Below are 26,431 nucleotides of genomic sequence, written 5' to 3' on the forward strand. Positions count from 1 at the left end.
ACGGAAGGCTGCGCCAGTAAGTTCATTGGTCGGTGAGCACGCCGTCCCGCAGATGCAGGATACGGCTTGCAGCGGAGGCTACCGTCAGGTCATGGGTGATCTGGATGATGGTGTGCCCCTGCCGGTTCAGCTGGCGGAACAATTCCAGAATCTCCTGCCCGGTGCGGGTGTCCAGTGCGCCGGTGGGTTCGTCGGCCAGAAGGAGGGCAGGCTTGCCCACCAGTGCACGGGCAATGGCTACCCGCTGCTGCTGGCCGCCGGAAAGCTGATTGGGCCGGTGACGAAGCCGATCCCCAAGCCCCATGGCGGTCAGACTTTCCACGGCCAGCGGGGCTGCCTGCTGATGGGAAAAGCCCTGCAGCAGCAGTGGCATCATCACATTTTGCAGCACATCATATTGAGCCAGAAGATGATACCGCTGAAAGATAAAGCCGATTTTCCGGTTGCGCAGCGCAGCCAGCTGTCGGGTGTCCAGGCGGAACACGTCTTCTCCGTCCAGCGAATAGCTGCCCCGGTCGGCGGTGTCCATGCACCCGATGATATTCATCAGTGTGGATTTGCCGCTGCCGGATGCACCCAGAATCGAGATGAATTCGCCGGCCTGAACGGTAAGGCTCGCCTGCTTGAGCACCTGTACCCGCTCTTCACCCATGGGGTAGCTTTTGTTGATATCCTGCAGCCGCAGCATATCACTCATACAGGACCACCTCGGTGACCTGCTCGTTCTCGTTGACGAATACGCCCAGAATGCTGCCCTTCTGGATATCGGTGAGCTGCTTTCCCTCGCCGCTTGCACCGGTGATCTTCAGACCGCCGGGAATTACCACAGATTTGCTTTCGCCGGTATAGTCCAGCTCGGTGCGCTCGCTGGCGCCGGCCTGACCACCGGCCTCCATGGCGAGAGCCATAACTGCAGCCGCCACTTCGCCGTCTGCGTTTTCCGGTGCGCTGGTAGCCTCGTCCTCGCCGGGCAGCTTGGACAGATCCAGTGTTAATTCATCAGCTTTACCGCCACCGGTGCGAACTGTCCCTATTGCTGAGAACGGATGGTGCCGCTGGCGTCCACGCCCACGGTGATGGTCTGACGGCTGACCGGGAATTCCCGTCGCAGGGGCGGTTCCTTCTCCGGTTGCGGGAGTAAGAACCACAGGGCGGCCAGCGCACCGGCAATCAAGATGCATCCGGCTGCGATCAGCTTCCCGCGAGAGAGTGATTTCGAATGGGTCGCGCCCTCACCGTCGCCCGCCAGCATTTTGCACAGCTGCATGGTCACGGTGTTCAGGGCCTTCATAAAGACGGCGAAGTCCTTGTCCTCCTGGGTGATGGGGGCATTGTCCGCCATGCCGTTGACCAGAATGACCACCATGTCGTTGGTGGAGGTGTCGCCGTCCACGCTCACCATGTTGAAGGTGCTCTGCACGTCGGTGCTCAGCGCCTTCCGCAGCAGCTCGCTGCTGATGGCCGCGTCAGTGGTCAGAAACACCAGCATGGTGGCCATGTTGGGATGGATCATGCCGCTGCCCTTGGCGATGCCGCCCAGATGGCACACCTTTCCGTCCAGCTCGAACTCCACCGCCGCTTCCTTGGGAATGGTATCGGTGGTCATGATGGCGGTGGCTGCGTGCAGGCTGTTGTGGTAGGCGAGGTCTTCTACCGGCGGAGCCATGCCCGCCTGGATCACCTCCAGATTCAGCGGCTGGCCGATCACACCGGTGGAGGCGATGGCCACATCCTCGGGGGCGAGGCCCAGCTGGTCCGCTGCCAGCTGGCACATGGCGTTGGCAATCTGAGGACCGTCCGCGTTGCAGGTGTTGGCATTGCCGCTGTTGCAGAGAATGGCCTGTGCGGTGCCGTCTGCCAGATGCTCCTTGGTCACCAGCAGGGGGGCACCCTTCACCAGATTGGTGGTGTATACTGCTGCGGCGCTGGCCTTGCAGTCACTCACGATCAGCCCCAGGTCCCGTTTGGACTGGTTTTCCGGATGCCGCAGTGAACCCCCGCGGCCTTGAATCCCGCTGCGGCGCAAACGCCGCCTTCAATCTGTTTCATGTTCGTTTTCCCTTCCCTTTATGTAATGAAATAAAATGACAAATGATTGTTTAAAGGCTCAGTCCGGTTTCCGGGGCAAGACTCAGGACCAGATTCATGCACTCCACTGCCGCGCCGCTGGCGCCCTTGCCCAGGTTGTCGTATTGGGCAGTGAGCAGGATACGGTCGCCGTTGCCCGCCACAGAAATCTCCATTCCGTCCAAACCGGAGAGAGCTGCGGCGGAGAAGAATCCTTCCTCCCCACAGATTTCTTTCCAATGCACCACCGGACCGGTGTAAAGGCTTCGGTACAGCTGGCGCACATCCTCCATGCTGCCCTTCAGCTGGCTTACAAACAGAGGAACGGTCACCGCCATGCTGCTGTAGAAATCCGCCACGATGGGGCAGAAGATGGGCGGCGCTTCCAGCCCGGTGATGGCCCGCATCTCCGGCAGATGCTTGTGCTGCTGGCCCAGGCCATACTGGCGGGGGGCGTCCAGCAGCGGACTGCGGGACGGGTCCTCATACTGGGCGATCATCGCTTTGCCGCCGCCGCTGTAGCCGGTGACGGAGTGGCAGGTGAGCAGGGCATTCTTTGCCAGAAGTCCTGAGCTGACCAGCGGCTGCACCAGTGCGATAAAGCCGCTGGCGTGGCAGCCGGGCACCGCGATGCGCTTTCCTATTTTTACCGCCTGGGCGAAGCCGTCTCCCAGTTCAGGAAAACCATACGCCCAGCCCGGTGCGGTCCGGTGCGCGGTGGAGGCGTCAATGATCACCGTGTCCGGACTGGTCACAAGGGCAACGGCCTGTTTTGCCGCCGCGTCCGGCAGGCAGAGAAACGCAATGTCGCATTCGTTCAAAGCAGCCTGTCGGGCTACATCGTTCTTTCGCAGCTCCTCGGGCAGGGTGAGCAGGGTGATGTCCTGCCGCTGTGCCAGTCGCTGGTGGATGCGCAGTCCGGTGGTCCCGGCACTGCCGTCGATAAATACCTTGGTCATGGTGTTGACCCTCCTTGCTTGCGGGGGATGTTTGCGTGAGAAGTGAATAAATGTATTTTGTATCTTTATGTATATATATACAATAGATTTTGGAAGAAAATTCCTTCTATGAAACTTTTCTACGGAATAAATAACGGAATATCCAATATATTTGCTAAAATATAGCCAAAATAACGAATAATAATACGCGATATAGAATAAATATGCAAATTGAATTAAGACCTGCCCGTGAATGGGAAACATATTGTTTGATGTAAAATACAAAATAAAAAGCAGCCCGGGCGGCTCCATCCCTGCATGGTGCAGGAGAAGAGCCGCCCGGGCTGCTTTGTGAAAGATAGGGGAAAGGTCTTGAAAAAGGCGTTAATCAGAATCAGGAGAGAGTCAGTTCAAAGCCTTCGGCATAGAATGCCCCGCCCATGGGCAGGCAGTCCAGGTCCAGGGTTACTTCACCGTCGCCCTGGCGGAAGTGCAGGGTCTGGCCGGTGCGCATGCAGCGAACGGATGCAATCGGCTGAGGCAGATGTAGTGTGAGCTTACCCGGCAGAGCGGGAACCTCATCATAAGTGTAGAAGGCATAGGCACGCTCGTCAGTACGGGTGTAGAACAGCCGATCTTCGAAGTAGGGCGCACAAATGCGGGTGTTGTAGATGCCTTGGCCGAACAGTTTGAGCCAGGCACCCATTTCCCGCAGAGAACGCTCGCCGGGTGCGGGGAGCAGACCATCCGGCTGCGGCGCGATGTTCAGCGCCAGGTTGCCGCCCTTGCTGACCACGTCCAGCAACAGATGCACCAGCTGGCGGCCGCTCTTAAAATGATCGGTGTAATGGAAGGAGAACTTCTGCCCCACGGTGGTGCAGGTTTCCCAGGGTACGGTGAGGGCAGTGTCCGGCACGGTTTTTTCCGGGGTGATAAAGTTCTCATACTCGCCGCCGCAGGTGCGCTCGCACACGATCATCTGGGGCTGGGTGGTGGCGCGCATCTCCTCCACGATCTGGCCCAGACGGATATCCTGGCCCAGATTGTCCGGCCGAACCCAGCCGCCGTCCAGCCAGAGCACGTCGATCTGGCCGTAGTTGGTGCAAAGTTCTCGAATTTGCTCATGGGTGAACTGTACATACTTTTCCCACAGCTCGGGGTGTTCGTTTACATCGTAGTTCACGTTGCGGGTGGGGGCGGTGCCGAACTGAGGTGCCCAGTAGTAGGGGCTGTGCCAGTCAGGCTTGGAGAAATAAGTGGAGATGGCAAGCCCCTTGCGGCGGAACTCCCGGTAAAGTGCGCCCACCACGTCCGCGTCCGGATGGGTGTGGAAGGGGCAGTCCGGGCCGGTGATCTTGTAGTCGGTGGTCTTGGTGTCGTACATGCAGAAGCCGTCGTGATGCTTGGTGGTGAACAGCAGGTATTTGAAGCCGCATTCACTGGCCAGCTCTGCCCAGGCGGCGGCATCGAACTTCACCGGGTTGAAGGTCTTGTTGGCGTCCCAGTACTGCTGCTTGCACACCTCGGCGGGTGCCCAGGTGAAGTCCTCCTGACTCCAGGCGGCATCGCCGTCGCTTAAGGGCCAGCTCTCGTAGGTGCCCAGTTGGCAGCCGGGGGCCCAGTGCATCATAAAGCCCAGCTTCAGACCCATGAACCATTCCAGATGCTTTTGTACCTGGGGAGATTTGGGCGGAACATACTCTTCCGGCGGGGTGTAATTATGAATGCCGTTGGCAACGATCTCTTTTTTCATGGCATGTGGTTCCTTTCGCAAAACGGGCGCTCAGCAGACGCCCTTTTCTTATGCCGCCCCGGCAGTTGGGGCCCTTTGGTTCCACTATAAAAGAATTTTCACTGCAGCGAAAGGGGCAATTCTTTTTCTGGTGTGCACTTTTTTTGGCTGCGGCGTTCCGAGGGAACCAGTTAAGGTAAAATCCCGACTCAAAGCAAGAAAAAAGACACATGAACCGAAATAATTCCACTTTTCCAGTGGGAAAATGGCGGTTATCATGAAAACATACTTCCGCCATTCCGGGGCCACGGTGGCCTGCGGAGAAAATAGCAAGGAGGAACGAGAATGAAGCAAACGCAAAACAAGCCCGTATCGCTTTGGCGAACGGGACTGGGCAGGCGGGCGGTCAGCCTGCTGTGCGCCGGCGCGCTGGCCTTGACCGGGGTATTGCCCCTGTCGCTGGGGGCCAGGGCGCAGGCAGAACCGCCCCGGCTGAACAACCTGATTCTGGATCGGGTGTATGAACTTCAACCCGTGAATGGGTATCCGGAGGGGGTGAAGCCCAATGATATCGGCTTTGCACCCCAGGTCACCGACTACACCGGAACTGCCTATGCCTCGGTGGATTCCATTCAGGTGTACCCGTTTGCCGCTTCCGATACCGCTCAGGTCACGGTGAACGGCACAAAGTTAAACGATAAGGGCTATGTGGAGATGGATGTTTCCAAGCCCGGTGAACATCCTTTGAAGGTACAGGTGAGCGATGGCGGCGCCACCAATACCTATACCGTGACCGTAAACAAAACCGAAAGTGACTACCGGGGCCGTGTACCGGTAGTGAACGATGAGAAAATCAGCAGCGCACTTTCGGTCAAGACGGACCTGGGCGGCCAGGATAAGCTGCTGGAGATCCTGAAAAAGGACTACGAGGTGGTCCTGCCGGAAAGCAGCAAAGCAGACGGCAGCTATGTGGACACCAAGGAAAGCTACTGGAACGTTCCCGGCGGCAAGCTGCCGGATGCGAACGGGAGCAAAGCTCCGGTGACGCTGTTTACAGTAGACCTGGGCGCGCTGTATAGCGTCAGCCGCATCCGGGCGGCGTTTGGTCCCTCCAATATGGGTCTGGGCAACAACAAGGCCCGGATCTCGGTAAGCACCGACGGCGAACACTGGCAGACTCCCATCACCAAGGGCAACATGAACACCGGTGTGCAGTATCACCAGAATGTGACCCGGTACGAGTTCGGCGTTTCCTACGATGCCCGGTATATCCGGTTTGAGGTCACCCACTGGCAGCGGCCGGAAAAGGAGCTGCGGCTGTATCAGTTCATGATCTTCACCGACTCCGGCACTGTGCCGGAGAAGCAGCCCGCCCCGGAGGGTGGCAGCGTGCCTTATCAGCACGAAGAGCGCCACCAGTATCTGGCCAGCGGCCAGGCCACTGTGGTGGAGCGGGGCCTGCCCATGCTGGGCTGGACCCCCAGCAGCGGTTATGGTCGCGGCACTCCCACTGTGGAGGAGGCCAGACAGTTCGGCTACGACGGCCCGCTGTTCTACGACCCGGACTTTGCCAACGCGGACTACATGCTCTATAATCCGGATTCGCTGTGGGGCATTGCAAAGGCGCCCTTCGGCGGAAACAACATGGGTGGTGCAGGTGATCCCAGAGAGTTTGTGCCGGAGTCCATGAAGCCGTATATCCATAACGCCATCAGCTTCTGCTTCGGTGACGAGGGCGGCTACAGCACCGGCGAAGCCGAGGCCTTCGGCAAATGGTTTGCCTGGACCCGCCAGCATTACCCCGGCGTGATCCTGCATACCAACCAGTTCCCCAACCAGTGGGGCGAGACCAACGTGAAGGAATACCTGCGCATTGCCCAGCCGGACCTGCTCACCTGGGACGACTACTACGGCGATGCGAGTTGGGCCAATCCCTCCAGCATCAACCTCTCCAACGGGGATGTACAGAAGAATGCGGCCCGCAAGCTGCTGAATCTGCCCACCTGGGAAAGCTACCGCAAGCTGGCTTACGGCGGTGTGGATGGTACCGGCAGCATGCCCATCATGTTCGGCCAGTATCTGGATGCCTTCGCCTTCAACCACTCCCAGTCCAACAAGAATCTGGTGGTAAACACCTCTATTCTGTCCGGCATGAAGTGGCTGAATTTCTTCCGGGTGGAGTACCAGTTCGACCGCAGCTATCTGTGGGATGAGGACGGCACCCCCACCCGCGGCTTGCTGGAATGGGGCCAGCTGATCGACCGGGTTCACGCCATTGACGATCAGCTCACCCGCCTGAACAACGACTGGATCATGTTCAAGGTGGGCCAGATCGGCAGTGAAAACGGCGCGTCGGCCAGTGGATTCCGCCGCGGCAACTTCGACAGTGAGCAGAGCGCTGCCAAGAATCGGGAATTCGGCCTTTCCGCCGTGCAGGTGCAGAGCCTGTCCAAAGCCCATGGCGGCAAAACCGGCGACGTGGTGTTGGGCTACTTCAACACCCTGCCCGGCCTGTACGAGAGCGAGATCGCCGAGTATTTTGCCGGCGCCACCGCGCCCAAGGCATTCATGGTGATGAATAGCCTGGTGGCGGGCACTGCCGAGCGCTACAATCAGTTCAACATCCCCCAGCGTGAGGCGGGCAGTGCCGAGAATACCCGCCAGCAGATCACTCTCACCGCAGACCCGGCTTTTGTGAAGGCCGGTTATACCCTGTATGAGGTGCAGAAGGACAATGGCGGTAAACTGAGCCCGGTAACGCTGGACGAGAACGGCAGCTTTACCGTCACCCTGGGCGGCGGCGAAGCCAACCTCTATTTCTGGAACACCAATACCACCGCTTTGGCCAGCTCTCAGGCGGAGGGTACCTATGCGTCCTTTGCCTTCGACGGCCACCCCGCCACCTACTGGCAGCCCCAGCAGGCCGCGGAGCAGTATACGCTGGAAAATACCTTCGCCCAGAGCTCGGTGAGCCAGCTGACCGTGGTGGAAAAGGGAAGCGCCATCCAGGTCATGAAGGCGGAATATAAAGATACCGCCGGTGAATGGCAATCCCTGGGCGAGCTGACCAAAAACGAGGGCGTGTGGACTGTTTCCGCCGCTTCTCCCGTGGAGGCGGAGGGCGTCCGACTCACTGTTTCCCAAGCAGAGGGCATGCCCGCCATCTATGAAGTGAAAATGGAGCGCACCGAGCTGGACCCCAGCCGGGTCAATACCATCACCGTGAACGATAACACCATGGGCAGCGGCCTGTTCCGTTTTGACTATGACGGCCTGTGGTCCTATCGGGAAACCGAGACCAACGGCAGCAGCATGACCCAGTATCCCCTGGAAAACGACGGCCATTTCTCCAACTGGAGCGGAGCCCGGGCCACCTTCACCTTCTACGGCAACAAGGTGGAGCTGCTGCTGCGGGCAGACCAGGCCGGGAACATCCGGGCGGCCATCACCGACGAAGGCACGGAGCCCCAGTGGAAGACCGGTTCCGGCCGCAGTCTGGTGTTCGAGAATCTGGAACAGGGCGTCCACACCCTGACCATTGAAAAGCTGAACGACAGTCAGGCGGGCATCGACGGCGCAAAGGTGAGCTATCAGGGCAGCCTGCCCGCCGACATCACCGCCCAGTACAGCGCCGGTGCGAACGCGGTACAGGAGTATCTGGACCAGCGCACCACCGATGCGTCGGCAAAAAATCACTTTGCCTATCAGCCGGAATCCGTGGCCTCCAAGCCCATGGGCGATAACAACAACGGCTTCAAGCCAGATGGTGACGAGGCAAACGGATGGGTGCAGCACGTGCAGAATGCCCAGTATCAGAACCTGGGCTTCACCCGGACCACCAAAGAGGATGCGGCCTACAGCATCCAGTTCTATGGCACCGGTGTGCAGCTGTATGCCGGTGTTACCCCGCTGGGCGAGGCGGACCCCTCCGCGCAGTATGGCGCGCTGACCTTCCAGCTGGACGGCAAGGAGGTGCAGCCCACTCAGTTGGATGCTTCCAAGCTGGGCGGGAACGGTAAGGTGTCTGCCCGCATGTGGGCGGTGTCTGTCCCGGAGGCAAAGCAGAATGAAAACCATCTGCTCACCGTGTCGGTAAAGGGCGGCTACAGCCGCATTGACTACGCCGTGGTGGAGCGCATGTGGGAAAATGAGCCCGAAGCGGAGAACTTCTCTGTGAGTGTGGTGGCCAGTGAAAACGGCAAGGCCGAGCTGCTTACCGCCGACCGGGTAACTGCCGGCGGCAGTGCGGTGGTCAAGATCACCCCGAACGAGGGCTATCAGGTCTATCGAGTTGTGGTGAACGGCGTTGCTCAGAACATCCCGGAGGATGGCCGTCTGGTGCTGACCAACATTCAGGAGAACAAAACCGTACAGGTCACCTTTGCCCCGGCGGCTTATCAAATCCAGCTTTCACCCGGCGAGGGCGGCGTGATCGTTCCCTCGGCGCTGAAGGCGCAGGCGGGCAGCAAGGTGACAGTGAAGACGCAGGCGTTTACCGGCTATCAGCTGCGTGCGGACTCGCTGAAAGCCGCCGCGGCAGACGGTACGCCCATCCCGCTGGAAACAGCAGAGGATGGAACAATTTCCTTTGTCATGCCTGCCCAGGAAGTGACCCTGAGCGCGGCCTTTGATGCACAGCAGTATCCGGTGACCCTGGCTGAGGGCATCACCGGCGGTAGTCTGGAGCTCTCGGTGCAGGGCACGGCGGCTTACCGCCAGACGGTTACCGTGACGGTACATCCCCAGGATGGAATGCGCCTGGTGGAAGGCAGCCTGAAGGCCCTTCTTGCCGATGGCGGCACTCTGGCCCTGGATGCAGTAGACGGCGAACGGTATGAATTTGTCATGCCTGCCCAGGCGGTAACCCTGCAGGCAGCCTTTGAGGCTGTTCCGGATCACACCGTAACGGTGGAAAGCACCGGTTCCGGCACCGCTCAGGCCGAGGCCTCCGGCGTGCAGGATGGCGGCTCGGTCCGCATTCAGATGCAGCCGGAAGAGGGCAGCATCGTGGGAAGTATCACCGTGAACGGCCAGCCCTGGCCAGTTCCCGCACAGGGCAATGAGCTGACCATCGAAAACGTGACCAGCGATCTGGCGGTGGCGGTAGAATTTGTGAGCGCCGATACCCGGATGCACACCGTTTCCGCAGCCACAGGCGAAGGCGGTACCGTCGTGCCGGAACGCCAGCTGGTCAAAGACGGCGGCAGCGCCGTTGTGATTCCCAAGGCTCAGACCGGCTATACAGTGGAAACGGTCAAAGCAGGGGAGCAGAGCGCGGAATATAACGCGACCAACGGCACCTGGCTGCTGAACGGTGTAACGGCTGATCTGGAGGTACAGGTAAGCTTTGCAAAGAATCAGTATGCCATCACCCTGACGCAGCCGGAGCACGGCACTTTGTCGTCTTCTGCGTCCACGGCAGGCCTGGGCGATACCGTCACTGTGACGGTGCAGCCCGTCGAAGGTTATCGCTTTGAGGACGGTAGCCTGCGTGTTACCGGAGAAAACGGTGCGCAGCAGAGCGTGACCGTCCAGGAAGCGGGCAAGAGTTATTCCTTCCGTATGCCCAGCCAGCCGGTGCAGGTGAGCGGTACCTTCGTACAGGTGGAAGCTCCCTCGCCCAGCCCGGACCCGAATCCGGACCCGGAACCCACTGTGAAGCCCCAACCCAGCCCGGCTCCCACTCAGGCGCCGGACAAAAATCCCAGTCCGGACCCCACCGCAGCACCTGCGCCTGCGCCCACTGCCGCGCCTACGGCAGCTCCCGCACCCACGGCGGTCCCCCCGGTGAACACATCGAATACGGAGAAGAAGCCCGTGAAGGCGACTCCCGCCCCGGAAAGTGAGAGCCAGTCGGAGCAGAGCGATGTGGTCAAATCCACTGCCGAGCCTACCCAAGCGCCGGAAAACAGCACCTCTCAGCCGGATTCCAGCACGGCATCCGTTCCGCTGGCAGAGGCAAACGCCAATAAAAACCCCGTGCCGGTCATTTTGGCAGCGGGCGGTGCAGTACTTCTGGCCGCGGTGCTCGGAATTGTTCTTTGGAAGATGAAAGCAAAGCGTGGGGAGTAACCGGCCCGACTGCGGCAAATAAATTTCCTGTTGCAAAAAGCACCTCTGTGTCTGTTGACACAGAGGTGCTTTTTATGGTATGAAAAGAGCTCATTCTGCAAAGCAGGAGGGCGGAGAATCGGGATTCTTGGGCAGAGTGATCCGGGCCAGCAGCCGCTGCCCGTCGTAATTGAAGTATTTCAAACCGCCCTGATCGCCGAACCGCAGCATCAGTCGTTCGTTCACATTGCGGATGCCGAAACCGTGGGTCACCTTCAGCGGTACGTCCTGATAGTCCAGATAGGCGTTCAAAAGTTCTGCATCCGCGCCGCAGCCGGTGTCGGTGACTTCGATGATATGCATGCCGTTTTCCTCCCGGGCGCTGATTCGGATGGTGATGCCCGGCTCCTGCCGGGTGATGCCGTGGCGGATGGAGTTCTCCACCAGCGGCTGCAGGGTGAATTTGGGAATGACCACCTGAGAGGGCGGCAGACCGGGCAGGATCTCCAGCCGGATGTCCTGCCCAAAGCGGAGCACATACACCGCGATGTATTCCCGAATGTTGTCCAGCTCGGTGGCGATGGTCACCATCCGGTCCGGTTCGGTGATGCTGTAACGCATCAGACTGGCGATGGAATCCACGGTGGCGGCAATGTCGTCCTCTTCCCGCTCCAGCGCCATGTAGTTCACCGCGTTCATGGCATTGAGCATGAAGTGGGGGTTGATCTGGGCCTGCAGGGCCCGCAGCTCGCTTTCCCGGCGCATGTTTTCCTTGGCAGTGAGTTCCTGAATCAGCGTGTTGACACGGTCGATCAGACTGCCGAAGCTGCGGCTCAGCTGCTGAATCTCCCGCGGGCCGCGGATGGAAGAAGCATCCCACTGTACACCACGGGGGTCGTGAATGGCTTCGATTTTTTTGGTGAGCTGTACCACGGGGCGCGAGATGCTGGCCGACAGCACCAGCGACAGCAGAATGCCCAGCACCACAAAGGCGATGGAACACAAAAGGTAGGGCGACATCATGGCCCTTACCTGGGTGATGATGTCCTGATAGGGGGTCAGGAAGACCAGCTGCAATCCCCATTGCAGCTCCTGCGAAGTGCAGAGATACCGCTCGCCCTCGATCTCCAGCAGGGAGCTGACCGAGTTGGGGATCAGCAGGGTTTCAGTAATGGCCAGATCGCTCAGATTGGGGCTTCGGTATACCTGAGTTCCCTGGTCGTTCAGCAGCAGAAAACCGCTGTTTTGGGTCACCGGAACCAGCGAGAGCAGATGGGGCAGCTGGGTCACCGGCAGGCTGCCCCGCAGCACCCCCACGCCATTTTGCAGGTGCGCACCGGTAAAGGTGCTGCTTTGCAGCCGGCAGGCAAAGCACAGCCGGGTCTGATCCTCGCTCAGAAAGATGTGCTGCCCGCTGCGGCGGCTCAGAGCCGCCTGATACCAATCCTCATTGGCAACGGTGGCGCCGCTGAATACCCGGCTCACGTTGGGAATGGTGCTGGAGGGCAGGAACAGCTGACTGACCTCCAGCTCCGGATTCACAAACAGCTCGGTCTTGAAGCCGTTGTTCAGCAAAAGTGCTACGGCATTCAGTTGATAGGAAAGGCGGCTGTTCAGATTGAATTTGGTGTTCAGGTCCTGCAATTCATCCTGGCCGATCTTCCGGCTGAGCAGCTCGCCCAGCTGCTGGTCGCTGGTATATTGGTAGACCAGCTGATCCACTGCCTGGGTGAAGATGCCACTCAGACGCACGTTTGCTTCGATCACCGCCTCCTGGGAAGCGATCAGCTGACGGGAAATGGAACACCGGAACAGCAGATAGGTTGCGCCGTTCAGGGTGAGCAGAATGGCCGAGATGATGCAGCAGATAATGAGAAAGGTCCGTTTTTTGATGCTCATGGCGCAGCCTCCCCGCTGGCAGCGCTCGGGCATCCGGCATACAGGTTGCGGAACTCGCTGGGAGTCATGCCGGTGTGCTTTTTAAAGAACTTGGCAAAATAGCGGGGGTCATCATAGCCGGAGGAGAAGCACACGTCCTTGATGGGGATGGAGGCGTCCCGCAAAAGCACCTGGGCCTGCTCCAGCCGCTTGGCGGAAAGATAGTTGCTGATGTTCTGGCCGGTAGCATTCTTGAAAACCGTGCTCAGATAAGACAGGGAAAGGTGCAGCGTATCCGCCAGATTGGAGATATTGAAGTTGGAATCGGAGTAGTTGTCCTGAATGGCCTGCAGGCAATAGGAGACGATGGGGTTTGCATATTCGCTCTTGCGGTTTTCCGCGTATTCCATCAAATCGTAATACTGAGCGGCCAGGTAGGCCAGACGCTCCTGCTGGGTGGTGAGCTTCCAGTATTCTTCCATGGCCTTCTGGCGCATGGCATCCAGGCTGGCCCGGTCCTTGCCCAGCTCCTCCTGATATAAGAAGAGGTAATTCAGCAGCTGGATGCCCAGCACGTCCCGCCGGTCGGAGAGGGAGCGGAACACATCGTTGCTGATGAGCAATTCGCCCATGGCTGCCATATCGCCTTTGTGGAGCGCCTGGCTCACTTGGGTGCGCAGGGCTTCGTCGCAGGCATACCAGGGCGGAACGTCTGCTGTGAGTTCGGCGTTGATCGCCGCCAGCCGTTCCTCCAGGCTGTTCAGCTTTGCCCGGGTGATGGGCTTCAGAATATAATCCGTCACCTGATATTGCAAAGCTCGCTGAGCGTATTCAAATTCGCCGTGGCCGCTGATCAGGATCATGCGGGTGTTCGGACAATGCTCGTATAAGTATCGGGCAAGATCAAGGCCGTCCATACCGGGCATGCGGATATCGGAAATGACCACATCCGGGTGATGCTCCTCAAGCAGGGCCACCGCCTCGTCGCCGCTGGTGGCACAGCCCATGAGCTGGCCGCCGAACCGGTCCCAGTGCAGCATGCGGGAAATTCCGTCCAGGGCCATGCGGTCATCGTCCACAAGAATGATCTTCATAAAACAGGTGCTCCTTTCAGATAAAAAGGGGAACGAATACAAAAGAACTGTTCTCCAGTATAGCACACTTTTTGCCTGCGTGGTTGTAGATGTTGCAAAAAAATATGAGAGAAAGAGAACTTTTCTTGTGGAAGCAGCTGTGCCTAAAAAAAGTGCACCCCACTTAAAATTAGTATCGTTGTTGGCGAACAGAGGGGCGTTTATAATTAAGGCAGACGGAAAAACGGCCACCGCGCTGTAAGGAGGAAATGCAATGAAACAATCGGCAAAGTACGCGGGCGGAGCGTACAACAAGGCTGGCTTTTTAAAAACCTTCAAAAAGAATCTTCCGCTCACGCTGATGGCGCTGCCTGCGCTGATCGTGATGTTCCTGTTCCGGTATCTGCCCATGTCCGGCCTGCTGCTGGCCTTCAAGCGATTCAGTGTTCGCAAGGGCATCTTCGGCAGCGACTGGGTGGGGCTGAATAACTTCCAGTTCCTGTTCCAGACCTCCGATGCCTGGGTCATCACCCGCAACACCATCTGCTACAACGTGCTGTTCATCCTGATGGACCTGATCCTGGCGGTGGCCATGGCGATCGGCCTCAGCGAGCTGCTTCGCAAGCGGCGGGCCAAGATTTACCAGACCATCTTCATGGCGCCGTACTTCCTGTCCTGGGTGGTTGTTTCCTTCATGGCTTTCTCGCTGTTCAGCGTGGACGATGGCCTGTTTAACCACCTTCTGGCCTACTTCGGCTTCCAGGGCGTGGACTGGTACTCCGAGCCGGGCAAATGGCCCTTCATCCTCACCTTCTTCCAGATCTGGAAGACCATCGGCTACTCCACGGTCATGTACATCAGCAGTCTGACCGGTATCTCCAACGACTACTACGAGGCAGCCATCATCGACGGCGCGACCAAATGGCAGCAGATCAAGCGAATCACGCTGCCCTGCCTGAAGCCCATGATGATCGTACTTACCATCCTGGCCATCGGCCGCATCTTTTACGCGGACTTCGGTTTGTTCTTCCAGCTGCCCCGCAACTCCGGCCCCCTGTACCCGGCAACTCAGGTCATCGACACCTACGTATACCGGGCCCTGAAGGAAACCGGCAACGTGGGCATGGCGGCAGCTGCAAGCCTGTACCAGTCCATTGTGGGCTTTGTGATGGTGGTGGGCGCCAACCTGGTGGTGCGCCGAATCGAGCCGGACAGCGCCCTGTTCTAATGGTCTAAGGGAGGAAATCAACCGATGAAACTCTTTAAAAAAGTACCGGAGATGCCGAGCGACGATCTGTCCATCAACCGCATCTCCAAAAAGACAAATGCAGTGCTGAACCTGGTGTTTCTGCTCTGGTCTCTGGCCTGCGTGCTGCCTCTGGCACTGGTGGTCATTGTGTCCTTCAGCAGCGAACAAAGTATCTTCCAAAATGGCTACAGCTTTTTCCCCAGCGAATGGAGTCTGGATGCCTACCGCTTCTTCTTTAAACTGGGCGATCAGCTGATCCGCTCCTACGGCATCACCATCTTTGTGACCGTGGTGGGCACCCTGTTCAGCCTGGCCATCACCGCCATGTTCGCCTATGTGCTCAGCCGCAGCGACTACGCCTACAACCGGCTGTTCACCCTGCTCATGCTCTTCACCATGCTGTTCAACGGCGGCATCGTGGCCACCTACATGGTGAACACCCAGATGCTGGGCCTGGGCGACAGTGTGTGGGCACTGATCCTTCCCATGTCGCTGAATGCCTTTTATGTGATCGTGCTCCGCACCTTCTATAAGAGCATTCCGCTGGAGATCATCGAAGCCGCCCGCATCGACGGTGCAGGCGAATTCAAAACCTTCTTCAGCATCGTGCTGCCCCTGTCCAAGCCCGGCCTTGCCACCATCGGCATGTTCACCACCATCGCCTACTGGAACGACTGGTTCCTCGGCATGCTGTACATCGTGGACCAGAAAAAGTACCCGGTGCAGACTTTGCTGTGGAGCATGCAGAACAGCCTGGAATTCATGAAGCAGTCCTCGGCCAATGCACTGGAATACGCCGAAATGGCGGCCAATGCTCCCACCGACAGCGGCCGCATGGCACTCACCGTTCTGGTGGTGCTGCCCATCCTGCTGGCCTACCCCTTCTTCCAGAAGTATTTCGTAAAGGGCCTGACCGTGGGCGGCGTAAAGGGCTGACCGTATCGCAATAAAATATGGAACGACCGCGTTTTCCAAGCAGGAAAATGCGTTGATAGAATCAATTTTCAAGGAGGAACATTATGAAGAACATCTCCAAGCGCGCTGCGGCGCTGGCCATGACCGCAGCCATGACTGCCGGCCTTCTGACCGGCTGCGGCGGCGCGGGCTCCGCTTCCGGCAGCGCGGCTTCCGGCGGCGACGACGTGACCACCCTGACCTGGTACATGTCCATCAACCCTGTTGCGGCGGATACCGAAAAGGTGATTGCCAAGCTGAACGAGTACACCCGTGAGAAGATCGGCGTGGAGATCGACTACAAGGTCATCGCCAACCCGGACTACAAGGAGAAGATGCCCAACCTGATCAATGCAGGCGAGTACTTCGACATCTGCTTCACCTCCAACTGGACCACCGACTACCTGCAGTTTACCGGTAAGGATGCCTTTATGGACATTACCGAGCTGCTGCCCCAGTACGCTAAGGAGACCTACGACTTCATTCCCCAGGCGGTTTGGGACGCGGTCAAGGTAAACGGTTCCATTTACGGTGTGCCCTCCTATAAGGAGATGGGCTGGCAGGGCGGTATTGTGTACAACAGCGATATGGCAGAAGCCTATGGCATTGACATGAGCACCGTCAAAACCCTGGAGGATTACACCAAGGTGCTGGAGGTCGTGGCTGAGAAGTCCAAGGCCGAAGGCAAGAACGTGGTGGGCGTTTCCGGCCTGACCAACGCATGGCCCATGGCTGCTCCCTATGAGTCTCTGACCGGTAACCCCAAGCTGCCTGCCGCTGCTGCTGTGCCTGAGTTCGGCAACTTCCAGGACGTGGCCAGCAAGACCGTATTCAACCAGTACGCCAGCGAAGAGTATATGAACTACTGCCAGACCGTTCGCGGCTGGAACAAGGCCGGCTACCTGGGCGGCGACCCCGTGAACTATGACAGCGACATCGCCAACCGCGACAACGACTTCAACAACGGCGCACTGTTCTCCTACTTCATCCAGTACGCTCCCGGCACCTCCGAGTCCATGAGCGCTTCCAGCGGCCACGGCGTTGGCTTCGTTGCCCTGATGGACCCCCTGTTCGAGACCCGCAGCGCCATGGGCGGCCTGCTGGCCATCTCTTCCGCCAGTGAGCATCCCGACAAGGCTCTGGAGTTCATCAACCTGCTGAACACCGATGAATACGTGGGCACCCTGATCCGCCACGGCATCGAGGGCGAGCACTACACCGCAGTGGGCGACAAGCAGGTGGACAAGACTATGGGCGGCACCCTGACCGAAAACGGCTACGACTACACCTACGGCTGGCAGTTCGGCACTCCCTTCAACCAGAAGTGGGATATCAGCTACCCCGATAACATCGAGCAGCTGTTCCAGGAGTACAACGACTCCGCTGTGATCTCTTCCAACAACGGCTTCACCTTTGACGCGGTTCCTGTGGAAACTCAGGTTGCGGCCCTCACCAACGTGATCTCCGAGTACACCCCCTCGCTGGAGACCGGTTCCGTGGACCCTGCTGAGTACATTCCCAAGTTCCTGGAGGCCATGCAGGCCAACGGTGTGGACGATCTGATGAAAGAGGTCGAGAACCAGCTGACCACCTTCAAGTCCGCAAAATAAACATGTTTGCATCCGGGCTGGCGAGGCACAGCCGAGCCAGCGCACGCAGAGAAAAGGCCGGCAGCCCCGAGGCGGGGGCTGCCGGCTTCTTTTTGAAATGAGGCAGAATTTCATGAAAAAGAGACCCAATCTTCTGTTTATTCTCACCGACGACCAGGGCGCCTGGGCCATGCACTGCGCAGGCAATGCGGACATCCAGACCCCCAATCTGGACCGGCTTGCCGCCCAGGGCACCCGGTTCGACAACTTCTTCTGCGCCTCCCCGGTGTGCAGCCCGGCCCGCGCTTCCATCCTCACCGGACGTATTCCTTCCCAGCATGGTGTGCACGACTGGATTCGCAGTGGCAGCCTGGACAAAAAAGCCCTGGGGGAACATGCGGATCATCCCTATTTTGCCAGTGAGGATGTGCCCATCCAGTATCTGCAGGGGCTCACCACCTATCCGGATCTGCTGGCGCAGAACGGTTACACCTGTGCACTGGCGGGCAAGTGGCATCTGGGCGACAGCATGCAGCCTCAGAACGGCTTCTCCCATTGGTACACCATCGGCCGGGGCGGCTGCCTGTACAATCAGGCGGACGTGATCGAGGACGGCAAGCTGCATTTTGAAAGCCGCTACATCACCGACCTGATCACCGAGCACGCGCTGGATTACCTGGACGCCTTCGCCGGGCAGGAAAACCCCTTCTATGTGAGCGTGCATTACACCGCCCCCCACGATCCCTGGGACGAGGATCAGCACCCGGCGGAGTATATCGATCTGTATCGGAACTGTGAATTCACCGCAACGCCGGATGAACCCCTTCATCCGAATCAAATTCCCACCGCTCCCGGCGGCACCGGCGAGGAGCGCAAGCGGCTGCTGCGGGGCTATTATGCGGCAGTGAGCGCCATGGATGCCGGTGTGGGCCGTTTGCTGGACAAATTGGAGCAGCTGGGCATCGCGGAGGACACTCTGGTGATCTTTACCGCCGACAACGGCATGAACATGGGTCATCACGGCATCTGGGGCAAGGGCAACGGTACCTTCCCGTTCAACCTGTTCGATACCGCGGTGAAGGTGCCGTTCATTGCACGCTGGCCGGGCCACATCCTGGCCGACCGGGTGACCCCCAGCATGTGCAGTCATTACGATATCATCCAGACCCTGAACGAACTGCTGGATCTGGGCGCACAGCTGCCGGAGGATCTGCCAGGCCACAGCTTTGCCAATGTGTTGGTACAGGGTGAGGACACCGACAACCATGTGGTGATCCTGGACGAGTACGGCAACAGCCGGATGATCCGCAATCAGGAATGGAAGTACATCCATCGCTATCCCTATGGCCCCCACGAGCTGTATCACCTGACCACAGACCCGGGCGAGAAGGAAAACCTGGTGGAGAAACCGGAATACGCCCCCATCCGGGAGCAGCTGCTGAGCCAGCTGCAGAACTGGTACTACACCTATGCGGACCCGGCCATGGACGGCAGCAGGGAAGCGGTGACCGGTTTCGGCCAGATGCGCCGCCCGGGTATTTACTCTGAGGGTAAGCCGGTTTATGAGAACAGCCCCAAATATCAGAAATAACCATCCTGTTTATATAAGGAAGAAACGAGGCAAAAACAATGGAATTGCAGGCTTTGAAAGAACAGATTTGCGACGTTTGCCACAAGATGTGGCAGCTGGGCTGGGTTGCCGCCAACGACGGCAACGTGTCCGCCCGTCTGGAGGATGGCACCTTCCTGTGCACCCCCACCGGCATGAGCAAGAGCTTCATCACTCCGGAAAAGCTCATCCGCATCAATGCGAAGGGCGAGGTGCTGGAAGGCGCCGAGGGTCTGCGCCCCTCCAGCGAGATCAAGATGCATCTGCGCTGCTACGAAAAGCGCCCGGATATCTGGAGCGTGATCCATGCCCATCCTCCCGGCGCCACCGGTTTTGCCGTGGCCCACAAGGCGATGGACATGTACAACATGATTGAGGACGTGGCGGTGATCGGCAGCGTACCCCTGACCCCTTACGGCACCCCCAGCACCACCGAGGTGCCGGACGCCATCGAGCCCTATCTGGAAGAGCATGACGTGATGCTTCTGGAAAACCATGGCGCATTGGCCGTGGGCAGCGACATCATCACCGCCTTCTACCGGATGGAAAGCCTGGAGCTGTGGGCCAAGATCACCATCAACGCGGTGATTCTGGGCGGCAGCATCGACATCAGCCGGGAGAACATCCAGAAGCTGATCGACCTGCGCGGCTTCTATCAGGTCACTGGCCGTCACCCCGGCTACAAGAAATTCGACAACGGCCTGCGCTGACCGGGAAAGGAAACGCCCATGAAACGAGTTCTGGCCTTTGATTTCGGCGCATCCAGCGGGAGGGCCATTCTGGCGCAATACAGCGATGGAACACTGACCTATCGGGAAGTGCACCGCTTTGAAAACCGCCCCCGACAGGCGGACGGCCATTTCCGCTGGGATTTTGCCGACCTGATGGAAAACGTGTACAAGGGCATTGAAAAGGCAGGCGAGTTCGACAGCATCGGCTTCGACACCTGGGGCGTGGACTTCGGCCTGCTGGACGAAAACGGCAAGCTGCTGGGCGACCCGGTCCATTACCGGGACGGTCGCACCACAGGTATGGTGGAGCAGGCCGAGAAAATCATGCCGCAGGCGGAGCTCTACGGGGCCACCGGCAGCCAGATCATGGCCATCAACACCCTGTTCCAACTGCTGGCGCTGCAAAAAGAGCAGCCGGAGCTGCTGAAACAGGCAAAGCGGCTGCTCTTTATGCCGGACCTGTTCGCCCACGCCCTGTGCGGGAGCGAAGTCTGCGAGACTACCATCGCCTCCACAAGTCAGATGCTGGATGCCAAGAGCGGCGGCTGGAGCAAGCCGGTGCTGGAGGCATTCAATATCCCCGAGCAGCTGCTGGCTCCGCTGGTGCCCAGCGGCAGCGTGGTGGGAGAGTACAAGGGCGCCAAGGTCATCGCGGTGGCCGGGCACGATACCCAGTGCGCGGTGGCGGCTATGCCTGACCCGCGGCCCGGCGCGGCCTTCCTCTCCTGCGGCACCTGGAGCCTGATCGGCTGCGAGCTGGACGAGCCGGTGCTCACCGAGCAAAGCCGGGAGCTGGCCCTCTCCAACGAGCGGGGAGCCAACGGCAAGGTCAATTATCTGAAAAACATCATCGGCCTGTGGCTCATTCAGGAAAGCCGCCGTCAGTGGCAGCGGGAGGGAATGGACTACTCCTTTGCCCAGCTGGCTCAGATGGCCCTGGAAGCCGAGCCGCTGCAAAGCTTTATCGACCCGGACGCGCCCGAATTTACCCCGCCCGGCGATATCCCCGCCCGGGTGAGGGAGTTCTGCCGCCGCACCGGTCAGCTGGTGCCGGAGACGGTGGGGCAGGTGATGTGCTGCGTGTACCAGAGCCTTGCTCTCAAGTACCGCTTCGCACTGGAGCAGCTGAGCCGTTCCACCGGCCAGACCTTCACCGCTCTGCACATCATGGGCGGCGGAGCACAGGCAGAGCTTCTCTGCCAGATGACGGCCAACAGCATCGGCCTGCCGGTGATTACCGGGCCCATAGAAGCCACTGCGCTGGGCAATATTCTCATCCAGCTTGTGGCTCTGGGCGAACTGAAGAATCTGGATGAGGGCCGGGCCCTCATTGCCCGCACCGAGCCGGTGCAGCGGTATCAGCCGGAGGATACGGCGCTCTGGAAAAGCGCCTTTGAACGCTACAAAACCATTTTGAAAGAATCCTGAACGGAGGAATAAGATATGCTTTATCCGAAAATCGGTATTCGTCCCACCATCGACGGCCGCTGGGGCGGCGTGCGGGAAAGCCTGGAAGTTCAGACCATGACCATGGCCAAGAATGCCAAGGCTCTGATCGAAGAAAACCTGCGTTACCCGGACGGTACCCCCGTCCAGTGCGTGATCGCGGACTCCACCATCGGCGGCGGTGCCGAAGCGGCCGCCTGCGCCGACAAATTCACCACCGAAAACGTGGTGGCAACCCTCACCGTGACCCCCTGCTGGTGCTACGGCAGCGAGACCTTTGATATGGACCCCCGCACCATCAAGGCGGTCTGGGGCTTCAACGGCACCGAGCGCCCCGGCGCGGTGTACCTGGCCGCGGTGCTGGCCGCTCATGCCCAGAAGGGCCTGCCTGCCTTCTCCATCTATGGTCATGATGTGCAGGACGCCACGGATACCACCGTCCCCGCCGATGTGGCCGAAAAGATCCTGCGGTTTGCCCGCTGCGCGGTGGCCGTGGGCTGGATGAAGAACAAGGCCTATGTGAACCTGGGCGGTGTGGCCATGGGCATCGCCGGCAGCTACTGCGACGCTTCCATGTTCCAGAAGTATCTGGGTATCCGGGCCGAGTGGGTGGACATGACCGAGATCATCCGCCGCATCACCCTGGAGATCTACGACCACGAGGAATACGACCGGGCGCTGGCCTGGGTGAAGGCTAACTGCAAGGAAGGCTTTGACTGCAACGCGGGCAAGAATCTGCCTGAGGTCATCACCAAGTCCAAGGTGGTTCCCGCCGACAAGGACTGGGAGTTCGTGACCAAGATGACCATGGTCATGCGGGACATCCTGTACGGCAACCCCAAGCTGGCCGAGATGGGCTGGCACGAGGAAGCGTTAGGCAAGAATGCGGTTGCAGGCGGCTTCCAGGGCCAGCGCAACTGGACCGACTGGCTGCCCAATGCGGACTTCTCCGAGGCGATCATGGCCTCCACCTTCGACTGGAACGGCCCTAAGCAGCCCACCCCCTTTGCCACCGAGAATGACACCCTGAACGGCGTGGCCATGATGCTGGGCACTCTGGTCACCGGCACCGCCCCCTGCTTCCATGACGTGCGCACCTACTGGAGTCCGGAGGCCTGCGAGCGTGTCACTGGCCATAAGCCCGAAGGCGTGGCCAAGGACGGCTTCATCCACCTGATCAATTCCGGCGCCACCGCGCTGGACGGCTCCGGCGCTGCCACCAACGAAAAGGGCGAGCCTGTGATGAAGCCCTTCTGGCAGATGACCGAGCAGGACATGACCGCCTGCCTCAAAGCCACCGACTGGTGCCGTGCCAACTATGAATACTTCCGGGGCGGCGGATTCTCCAGCCACTTCCGCTGTGCCGCCGAGATGCCTGTCACCCTGCTGCGCGTAAACATCGTGGAGGGCGTGGGCCCTGTGCTGCAACTGGCCGAAGGCTGGACCGCCAACCTGCCGGACGATGTGCACACCCCCATCGACCTGCGCACCGACCGCACCTGGCCCACCACCTGGTTCGTGCCCCGCCTCACCGGCAAGGGCGCGTTCACCGATGTGTACAGTGTGATGGCCAACTGGGGTGCAAACCACGGCGTGACCGTTTACGGCCATGTGGGCGCGGATCTGATCACCCTGGCCTCCATGCTGCGCATCCCCGTGGCGCTGCACAACCTGCCGGAAGAGAAGGTCTACCGGCCTCATTCCTGGGCCGCCTTTGGCACACAGGATACCGAGGCTGCGGACTTCGCCGCCTGCAAGCACTATGGCCCGCTGTACCGCTGATATACATACATAATAGTAAAACAAAAGCCGGGGCAGACTTTGCCCCGGCTCCTTGTGCCGGTGCGGCTGCACCGAATAAAAACAGGAGGAATCCTATGAAACACCGCCATGAATTTGAAGATTGGGCCCGCCCTCATGAAGGCGTCATGCCCAACCGGGCGTACTACATCCCCTTTGCACCTGGTCAGGACCCGGTACAAGCGATGCGAGAGAGTTCGGAGCGCTTCGTTTTGCTGAACGGAACCTGGCAGATGCAGCTTTATGATAAAATCAGCGCCGTACCGGAGGAGTTCTGCCAGCCGGAGTTCGACGCCAGCGGCTACCCGCCGATGCCGGTGCCTTCCTGCTGGCAGACGCAAGGCTTGGATCAGAATCAGTACAGCAATGTGCGCTACCCCATCCCGTTTGACCCTCCCTTTGTGCCCCATCAAAATCCCTGCGGGGCTTACCGCACCCATTTCACGGTGGATGCCGCCATGCTCAGCCAGCAGGTCTATCTGAATTTTGAAGGTGTGGACAGCTTTTTCTATGTATGGGTAAACGGCCACCGGGTCGGCTACAGCCAGGTGAGTCACTCCACCAGTGAGTTTGATGTGACCCCCTATCTGGTGGAGGGTGAAAACCTGCTGGCGGTGCTGGTAATGAAATGGAGTGTGGGTACCTATCTGGAATGTCAGGATAAGTTCCGCATGTCCGGCATCTTCCGGGATGTGTACCTGCTGGTGCGTCCCCGGCAGCATATCCGGGACTTCGGCGTGCGCACCTGGGGCCGGGAGAATTACACCCGTGCGGTAATCCAGGTGGGCGTGGAATGGAACGGCGGCGAAGGGGAGCTGGAGTGGGAGCTGTATGACCCGCAGGGCAGCCTTGTCTGCCGGGGTGAAGCAGCCACCGAGTTCACCATCCATCTGGAGGAGCCCCACTTCTGGACGGCCGAAACGCCGGAGCTCTACCAGCTGCTGTTGCGCACCGAAGAGGAGGTCATCTGCCAGCCGGTGGGCGTGCGGGACATTACCACAAAGGGCCGCCAGGTGCTGCTGAACGGCAAGCCGCTGCGGCTGAAAGGCGTAAACCGGCACGATTCCGACCCGGTGACCGGCTTTACCATCAGTTACGAGCAGGCCCTCAAGGATCTGGCTCTGATGAAGCAGCATAACGTGAACGCCATCCGCAGCAGCCATTACCCCAATGCGCCCTGGTTCGTACAGATGTGCGACCGCTACGGCTTTTACATGATCGACGAAGCGGACATCGAGTGCCATGGCGTAACGGAGCTGTTCGGCGGCGGCGACGAGACCACCTTTGGACTGATCGCTCAGTGGAAGGAGTTCGAGCCGCTGATTCTGGACCGGGTACAGCGCTGCATCATCCGGGATAAAAACAGCCCGGCGGTGATCATCTGGTCGCTGGGCAACGAGTCCGGCCACGGACCCGGATTCGAGAAGGCAGGCATCTGGGGCCGGGACTATGACCCCACCCGCCTGATGCATTACGAGGGCTCCTGGCACCAGACCGGCGGTCATATCAACGACACCAGCATGTTCGACCTTTACAGCCGGATGTACAATGAACCCGCCTTTGTGCGCCAGTGGCTGGCAAACTCCGCCAACACCAAGCCCTTCCTGCTGGTGGAATACTGCCATGCCATGGGCAACGGCCCCGGCGATCTGGAAGACTATGAGAAGCTGTTCCTGGAAGAGCCCGGCGTGCTGGGCGGCTTCGTGTGGGAATGGTGTGACCATGCGGTGGACGGCGGCGTCACGGCAGATGGCCGCCGTAAATTCCTCTATGGCGGCGACAGCGGCGAATTCCCCCACGACATCAACTTCTGCGTAGACGGCCTGGTCTCGCCGGATCGGATTCCCCATACCGGCTTAAAAGAGCTGAAAAACGTCTGGCGGCCGGTGCGCGCCTATCTGAACGACGGCGAGATTCAGCTGCGCAGTACCCTGGATTTTGCCGATGTGAGCCAGCTGGCGGAATATCGCTGGGAGCTGCAGCTGGACGGCGTAGTGGTGGAACAGGGCAGAGGAGAACTGCCCGCCATCTCCGCCCGTCAGACCGCCTGCATGCCTCTGCCCTGTGGGCTGCCTCAGCAGCCCGGCCGGGTGGATCTGCGGCTGGTGTATCTGGCCCGCACCGATGGGGATTTCGTGAAGGCTGGCGATGAGCTGGGCTTCGATCAGCTCACCCTGCGTCAGTCCGAGAAGCAGGAGCTTCGCTTGCAGCCTGCCGCGCTGGCTGTGGAGGAGGACGACGAGGAGATTCGGGTAAGCGGCGAAAACTTTGCCTATGTGCTGGACCGCTTCACCGGCTGCTTCAAGAGCCTTGTGTGGAATGGAGCTGAGCGGCTGGCCGGACCAATGGGCTTCAATGTGTGGCGCGCCCCCACCGATAACGACCGAAAAATCCGCCGGGTCTGGGAGCAGGCTGGCTATGACCGCGCCCAGGTGCGGGTGGCCGACTGCCAGGTTCTTGCGGAAGAGGGGACGGCCATCCGCTGCGAGCTGGTGTTTGCAGCCTCCATCCGGCAGCCCTTCCTGCGCTGCACCGCTGTTTGGCGAATTGGCGCCGACGGAACCATTGCCTTGAAGCTGGAAGGCAAGCGGGATGAAGTGTTCCCCTTCCTGCCTCGGTTCGGCGTGCGCATGATGCTGCCCGCCGGTTTTGAACAGCTGGACTACACCGGCTACGGCCCGCAGGAAAGCTATCTGGACAAAAAGAATGCCTGCTGGTTCGGCCATTTTGCGGGCACAGTCAGCGACGAATATGTGGACACCATCAAGCCCCAGGAGCACGGCAGCCATGTGGGCTGTGAGCAGATGCGGCTGCGCTGCGCCGATGCGGCTCTGTGGGCTGCCGGGGATCAGCCCTTCAGCTTCCGGGCGTCCCATTATCCACAGGAGCTGCTGACCTCCACCGCCCATAACTTTGAACTGAAAAAGAGTGATGAAGTGGAGCTGTGCCTGGACTACAAGAACAGCGGCATCGGCTCCAACAGCTGCGGGCCGGTGCTGGCCGACGAATATGCCCTGAAGGAAACCGAATTTCGCATGCAGCTGTTCTTCGGGTTCGCAGCTGTAACTACGGAATAAAGAACCGGCGACGACTCTTTTTCTGGCCTATTATAATACAATATAATATAAAGCCGCCCTCCGGTGAATGATCCGGAGGGCGGCCTCGTTATAAAGAAAATGGTAGGATTATGGAGTATGCCTTTGATTGAGTGAAAATCACCTGGCCGCAGAACGGCACAGGCAGTGCCTGAGGGGCAGAGCATTGCCTGCGGGCGGATTCTGCGACCGGGAAAACCAGCGCTCATTCCTGCGGGA

16 protein-coding genes are annotated in these 26,431 nt (G+C 59.5%); 9 read left to right on the forward strand and 7 right to left on the reverse strand.

Annotation, left to right across the window (positions count from 1 at the left end):
- Window positions 1-22: 22 nt before the first annotated feature.
- The 5 genes from B5G03_RS13820 to B5G03_RS13840 form a co-directional block, all read right to left on the reverse strand.
- Window positions 23-697: an ABC transporter ATP-binding protein gene (locus tag B5G03_RS13820; protein WP_087182269.1), complete on the reverse strand. Its 675-nt coding sequence runs from the start codon at window positions 695-697 to the stop codon at window positions 23-25.
- Window positions 690-908 carry a hypothetical protein gene (locus B5G03_RS13825; RefSeq protein WP_087182270.1) on the reverse strand — a complete coding sequence of 73 codons (219 nt, stop codon included), beginning with the start codon at window positions 906-908 and terminating at the stop codon, window positions 690-692. Before B5G03_RS13825 ends, B5G03_RS13820 begins: the two co-directional genes overlap by 8 nt.
- Before the next feature lie 122 nt (window positions 909-1,030).
- The gene (locus tag B5G03_RS13830; RefSeq protein WP_242962465.1) at window positions 1,031-1,945 is read right to left on the reverse strand and encodes a bifunctional ornithine acetyltransferase/N-acetylglutamate synthase; all 915 of its coding nucleotides are present in this window, start codon (window positions 1,943-1,945) and stop codon (window positions 1,031-1,033) included.
- A 154-nt stretch (window positions 1,946-2,099) separates the two neighbouring features.
- Window positions 2,100-3,026 carry an N-acetyl-gamma-glutamyl-phosphate reductase gene (argC, locus tag B5G03_RS13835; protein WP_087182271.1) on the reverse strand — a complete coding sequence of 309 codons (927 nt, stop codon included), beginning with the start codon at window positions 3,024-3,026 and terminating at the stop codon, window positions 2,100-2,102.
- Window positions 3,027-3,399: 373 nt separating this feature from the next.
- Window positions 3,400-4,758: an alpha-L-fucosidase gene (locus B5G03_RS13840; protein ID WP_087182272.1), complete on the reverse strand. Its 1,359-nt coding sequence runs from the start codon at window positions 4,756-4,758 to the stop codon at window positions 3,400-3,402.
- A 324-nt stretch (window positions 4,759-5,082) separates the two neighbouring features.
- Between B5G03_RS13840 and B5G03_RS13845 the strand changes: the two genes are divergently transcribed.
- Entirely contained in the window at window positions 5,083-10,809 is a 5,727-nt protein-coding gene (locus B5G03_RS13845) for an InlB B-repeat-containing protein (RefSeq protein WP_087182273.1), read from the forward strand.
- Between the two features lie 90 nt (window positions 10,810-10,899).
- On the opposite strand, the gene B5G03_RS13850 is transcribed toward B5G03_RS13845, so the two are convergent.
- Window positions 10,900-12,687, reverse strand: a complete 1,788-nt coding sequence (locus B5G03_RS13850) for a sensor histidine kinase (RefSeq protein WP_162613419.1) — start codon at window positions 12,685-12,687, stop codon at window positions 10,900-10,902.
- Window positions 12,684-13,760 (reverse strand): response regulator transcription factor, encoded by a 1,077-nt coding sequence (locus B5G03_RS13855; RefSeq protein WP_087182275.1) that lies wholly within the window; start codon window positions 13,758-13,760, stop codon window positions 12,684-12,686. The genes B5G03_RS13850 and B5G03_RS13855 overlap by 4 nt, the downstream gene beginning before the upstream one ends.
- 253 nt (window positions 13,761-14,013) lie before the next feature.
- Between B5G03_RS13855 and B5G03_RS13860 the strand changes: the two genes are divergently transcribed.
- From B5G03_RS13860 to B5G03_RS13895, 8 genes are all read left to right on the forward strand, one after another.
- Window positions 14,014-14,967, forward strand: coding sequence for an ABC transporter permease (locus B5G03_RS13860; protein WP_087182276.1), 954 nt, complete (start codon window positions 14,014-14,016; stop codon window positions 14,965-14,967).
- 24 nt (window positions 14,968-14,991) lie between these two features.
- Entirely contained in the window at window positions 14,992-15,924 is a 933-nt protein-coding gene (locus B5G03_RS13865; protein ID WP_242962467.1) for a carbohydrate ABC transporter permease, read from the forward strand.
- Window positions 15,925-16,007: 83 nt separating this feature from the next.
- Window positions 16,008-17,552 carry an ABC transporter substrate-binding protein gene (locus B5G03_RS13870; protein WP_242962469.1) on the forward strand — a complete coding sequence of 515 codons (1,545 nt, stop codon included), beginning with the start codon at window positions 16,008-16,010 and terminating at the stop codon, window positions 17,550-17,552.
- A gap of 112 nt (window positions 17,553-17,664) precedes the next feature.
- Entirely contained in the window at window positions 17,665-19,122 is a 1,458-nt protein-coding gene (locus B5G03_RS13875) for a sulfatase family protein (RefSeq protein WP_087182277.1), read from the forward strand.
- A 38-nt stretch (window positions 19,123-19,160) separates the two neighbouring features.
- Window positions 19,161-19,850 (forward strand): class II aldolase/adducin family protein, encoded by a 690-nt coding sequence (locus B5G03_RS13880; RefSeq protein WP_087182278.1) that lies wholly within the window; start codon window positions 19,161-19,163, stop codon window positions 19,848-19,850.
- 18 nt (window positions 19,851-19,868) lie between these two features.
- Window positions 19,869-21,299 carry a rhamnulokinase gene (locus B5G03_RS13885; RefSeq protein WP_087182279.1) on the forward strand — a complete coding sequence of 477 codons (1,431 nt, stop codon included), beginning with the start codon at window positions 19,869-19,871 and terminating at the stop codon, window positions 21,297-21,299.
- Window positions 21,300-21,314: 15 nt separating this feature from the next.
- On the forward strand, window positions 21,315-23,099 hold the full coding sequence (locus B5G03_RS13890; RefSeq protein WP_087182280.1) for an L-fucose isomerase: 1,785 nt from the start codon (window positions 21,315-21,317) through the stop codon (window positions 23,097-23,099).
- A 95-nt stretch (window positions 23,100-23,194) separates the two neighbouring features.
- Complete coding sequence (locus tag B5G03_RS13895; RefSeq protein WP_087182281.1) at window positions 23,195-26,194, forward strand: glycoside hydrolase family 2 TIM barrel-domain containing protein; 3,000 nt, start codon at window positions 23,195-23,197, stop codon at window positions 26,192-26,194.
- The last annotated feature ends 237 nt before the right edge of the window (window positions 26,195-26,431 follow it).

Origin of the sequence: Gemmiger sp. An50, assembly GCF_002161595.1 — a bacterium.
In the GTDB taxonomy this organism is placed as follows: Bacteria; Bacillota; Clostridia; order Oscillospirales; family Ruminococcaceae; genus Allofournierella.